Annotated in this window: 6 protein-coding genes; all 6 read right to left on the reverse strand. The window is 68.8% G+C overall.

Translation table 11 applies throughout. The annotated features are described in order from the left end of the window. A partial coding sequence (locus ACZ7NC_RS44770) for a GGDEF domain-containing protein (RefSeq protein WP_471497993.1) occupies positions 1-485 on the reverse strand: 485 nt, incomplete at its 3' end. A gap of 240 nt (positions 486-725) precedes the next feature. Further along, on the reverse strand, positions 726-1,211 hold the full coding sequence (locus tag ACZ7NC_RS44775; RefSeq protein ID WP_471497997.1) for a Pycsar system effector family protein: 486 nt from the start codon (positions 1,209-1,211) through the stop codon (positions 726-728). Beyond that, positions 1,208-1,576: a hypothetical protein gene (locus ACZ7NC_RS44780; RefSeq protein ID WP_471498002.1), complete on the reverse strand. Its 369-nt coding sequence runs from the start codon at positions 1,574-1,576 to the stop codon at positions 1,208-1,210. The genes ACZ7NC_RS44775 and ACZ7NC_RS44780 overlap by 4 nt, the downstream gene beginning before the upstream one ends. Further along, on the reverse strand, positions 1,573-2,043 hold the full coding sequence (locus ACZ7NC_RS44785; protein WP_471498006.1) for an RRQRL motif-containing zinc-binding protein: 471 nt from the start codon (positions 2,041-2,043) through the stop codon (positions 1,573-1,575). Before ACZ7NC_RS44785 ends, ACZ7NC_RS44780 begins: the two co-directional genes overlap by 4 nt. Positions 2,044-2,236: 193 nt before the next feature. Next, a complete protein-coding gene (locus ACZ7NC_RS44790) occupies positions 2,237-2,446 on the reverse strand; it encodes a hypothetical protein (RefSeq protein WP_471498009.1) in 210 nt (69 codons plus the stop codon). Between the two features lie 305 nt (positions 2,447-2,751). Beyond that, on the reverse strand, positions 2,752-3,612 hold the full coding sequence (locus ACZ7NC_RS44795) for a hypothetical protein (RefSeq protein WP_471498012.1): 861 nt from the start codon (positions 3,610-3,612) through the stop codon (positions 2,752-2,754). Positions 3,613-3,827 lie beyond the last annotated feature (215 nt).

Here is a 3,827-nt window from a genome sequence, read left to right on the forward strand (position 1 = left end):
GACACAGTGAACGGCAGCAGCAGGCCCTCGAAGGGAACGGGCCGGTCCATGTGGGAGCGCAGGCCGGCGAGCTCCTGGGAGAAGTACTCGCGCGGTACGGCGACGGCGGCGCCGAACTCGTCTCCGCCCAGGCGTGCAGCCAGGCCCTGGCGGGCGGCGCACCACTGATGCAGCCGCCGGGCGAGGGTGATGACGACCGCGTCGCCGGCGGCGTGGCCGTAGTCGTCGTTGATGGCCTTGAAGCCGTTGCCGTCGAGGGCCAGGACCAGGAGGTCGCCTGCGCGGCGCCGGGCGGCGAGCTGCCTGGTGCCGTGGGCGGTGAGGCCGTCGCGGCAGGGCAGGCCGGTGAGCTGGTCGAGGCGTGCGGCCTCCAGCTGGCGCCGTACGCGGACATCGTCCACGACGGCGGCCAGGGCGAGCGGCAGGGCGGCCGCGGTGAGCAGGAGTGTGCGGGGCTGCTGCCGTAACAGGGTCAGGGCAGGCATGATGGAGACTCCGATCTCGCCCCGTGGGGCGGGCATCAAGAAGAGGCGCACCCCCGGGCTGTCCAGGCATGGGGTGCGCCTCTTCGTCGTGTACGGGTTTCGGCCGGCGGCTAGGCAGCGTCCAGGGACTTGGCCGGAGCGGCGTCGGTCGTGGTTCTCCTGTAGTTGGAGGTGCTGGTGGGGCGTGCTCCGAGCGGCGTCGGGCCACTCCGGGCCGTGGTTCACAAGGGGAGCCGCCCGTCAGGTGAGGGTGCTCGCGGCGGCCAGCAGGAGCAGGGCCAGTGCGGCGAGGATGGTGTCGACCGCGCGGGTCAGGCGCTTGTACTTGCAGACGGCGAGGATGGACAGCGTCTTGACCCGAGTCGCACGGGTGTCGGTGCCCATGGCGGTGATCAGGTCGGCCTCGCTCAGGTGCGCCCAGCGGGGGAAGCCTTCACGAACGATGCGGCCATTGCCTCCGAGGTTGGGGCGCACGACCAGGAGCAGCAGGACGGCAGCGGCCGCGAGCGCGGCGACGGCCAGGGCGCCGAAGACCTTGGCGGGCAGCGGTAGGTGCCGGTCGGCGAGGCTGGCAATTCCGGCGAAGACCGCGCCGTCGAACGCGAGTAACAAGCTGGCCTTGGAGTCGGTGCGCGTGATCGTCGCGTCGACGTCGCGGCACGCGTCGTCCAGGTTCCGGCTCAGGTCGCCTGCGGCCGGAATCGCGGTGTCCGGGGCAGCGGTCATGCGTCGTCCCCGATCTCCTGCGCGCGCTCCAGCACGAGCATCGCGTAGGTGGAGTCGCCGCCAGCCAGCAGGCGCATCGCGCGGGAGAGTTCAGCCCAACTGTCGGCCCGCCCCGTGTGATACGGGCACATCTGCATGAGCGCGGCGCAGGCTGCGCACAGCTCGGGGTCGGGGTGGTGCTTGGGCAGGCCGTCCACGAGCAGCTGGACCCGGTCGCGCAGGTCCGTGTACTCGCGGATGAGGCTGCCGACGGAGGCGGCCGTGTCGCCCTCGATGTGGGCGAGGACGCGCTGGCCCTCTTGCGCGGAGTCGAGCAGGTGGGCCTCGAAGTCGGTGCCGAGGATCATGATCGTGGTCCTTTTCATGCGGCCAGTTCGTGCGTGGTCGGGGGAGTGATGTAGCTGCTGGGGTCGGCGGGCGTGCCGTCGAAGCACTCCTCACAGCTGCCGATCGTCCGCAGGCGCAGACAGTGGAAATACCGGCGGCGGCACTTCGGGCAGGTCTGCCTCGCGGCCATCGCCCGGTCCAGCGCTAACTCCTGCGCCAGCGTGGGAACTCTCTTCGGGACGGCCAGTTCGATGCGGTAGAACCAGGCCCTGCGTAAGCCACCGAGCCATACGAGTGCCGTGGTGGGCTGCTGGCCGCCGGGGCTCAGCCCCAGGGCGCGCAGCTGGCGGCGGGTCGCGAACCCGGTCGCCGGGACGGGACCGTCGCCGCGTAGCGCTGCGCGTACAGCCACGGCTCCGGGGGCCTGATTCCATCCGAACTCCAGCGGGCTGCCGTCGTCGTAAAGGTCAACGTCGACCAGGTCGTCATCGTCCCGGCGGCCCATCACGCACTCCAGGCACCAGGAAGTCGGCCAGGACGCTGCGGATAGCGAGGGCCGGGACGGAGGGGGCGGGGCCGGCCGATCCGTCGGCGCGATCGAGGAATGAGCACAAGCGTCTCCTCCAGTCTCACTGCGAAAGCGCCGTGCCCCGCCGACGAGGTTCGTCGACGGGGCACGGCGCGGCGAGGTGCTGAGGTCAGGCGGCGATTCCGAGGGTCGTGTGCGTTCGGTGCGAGCTGGGCGTCGCCGGCGCGGGCGTGGTGTGGCCTGGACGCGGGGTATCCGACTGCGCGGGAGCGCCGTGCAGGTGGGTGCCGACCAGGTAGCCGATCAGCAGACCGAAGCTCAACAGCACCTTGTGCCGGTTGGCCTTCCACCAGGTCGGGGCCGGGGGCTCGGTCAGCACGCCTATAACGGTCGGGCCTTTCGCCAAAGCGAGATCTCCTTGTCTCTCAGAGAGTGGTGTGGGCGGCCGGGCGGCCTGCCCCGACCTCGCCACCCGCGCCGGAGTGCGGGCACACGAGGACCAGGCGGAGCGTCCGGAATCCAACATGCTGATGGCCCGTACCTCGCGAGGTACGGGCCAAGCGCGCCGTGCAAGAGCAGGGGAGAAGGTGTCCTGTCGCGACTAGGAACGTGTTGCGGGGTGACCGGTTACGGCGCGCTGTATCGGAGTTCCCGGCAGACTGCCGACTGCGAGCACCGGAGTAATCAAAACAGCCGAGCGTAATGCTGCTTGAGCTGCTTTCCAGTCTCTGCGTCAACGGCAGTCCGGTCCGGGCGGAACTCAACCGTGCGGCGCGGGGCTCGCGAGTCCTGCTGCCATGTAGGGCCGCCGACGGCGACAGTCATACGGACTGCCTGGTAACGGTCCTTGATCGGCACCTTCACTTCCAGATGGATCGGCATGGGGATCTGGCCCTCCTCAAGGGGGGCTGTCCTTTCCTGAGCCGTCTGGTCACCGGAGTCAATCCGAACGAGCTTGGGGTCCTCTTCCCAGTCGACCCAGACTGACAGAACGACAGACTCGCCGTCCTTGCTCCACTTCGCCCTGGCCTCGGTCTCGACTCCATCGATGTTCAGGTCCGTCGCCGATACGCCCTTGTAGGCGGCGGCTTTCTCTTGACGATCCTGATCCTGCTTGTCGTCTGCTGCGCTCTGCCACACGCCGACGGCGGTGATGGCAAGGGCGGCGATCGCCGCCGTGTAGGGCCAGGTACGCCTGCGGGACTTCAGCGACTGCGTGTCGATGGGCGGTTGGGGCACAGTCGGTTCGGGTCCGCGGTGCCACTGCGGTGACCTATCGCCCTTGGTTTGCTCGAACCATTCGACGTCTTTCCCCATGCGGGTGACGGTAGCGCGCAGTTGTTTGGCTTGGTCAGGGCTTCCGCACAGATCGGCGACTCGGGCGCGGGTCGACAGCCAGGAGATGGCTTGATCCGAGTTGATGCCGTGAGCGTGGATGTCCTCGCGTTCCCCGATGGCGGCGAGGTCGGCAGCCTCGTTGCACCGGCCGGCCAACGCGGCTTGGAGAACGTCGTGGTGGCGGGCGTCGATGACGTTCGGAGGCATCTCCCAGTCCCAGGTGCCGCCATCGGCGGCGTTGTCCTGCTGGTGCTTCGGGAATAACAGAGCGTCTCGGTCCTGAGTTCCACAGTTAGCAGTGCCGACTAGGGCACGAAAATGCTGGTTGACCTGCCAATGCCGGTGAGTTAGGACGTTTCTGCAGGTAGCGGCGGGTGTCTGGCAACTTTCAGCGAGTAGTGGACGTTACTGGGAGTGCGTGG

Source organism: Streptomyces sp. NPDC111802, assembly GCF_055634335.1.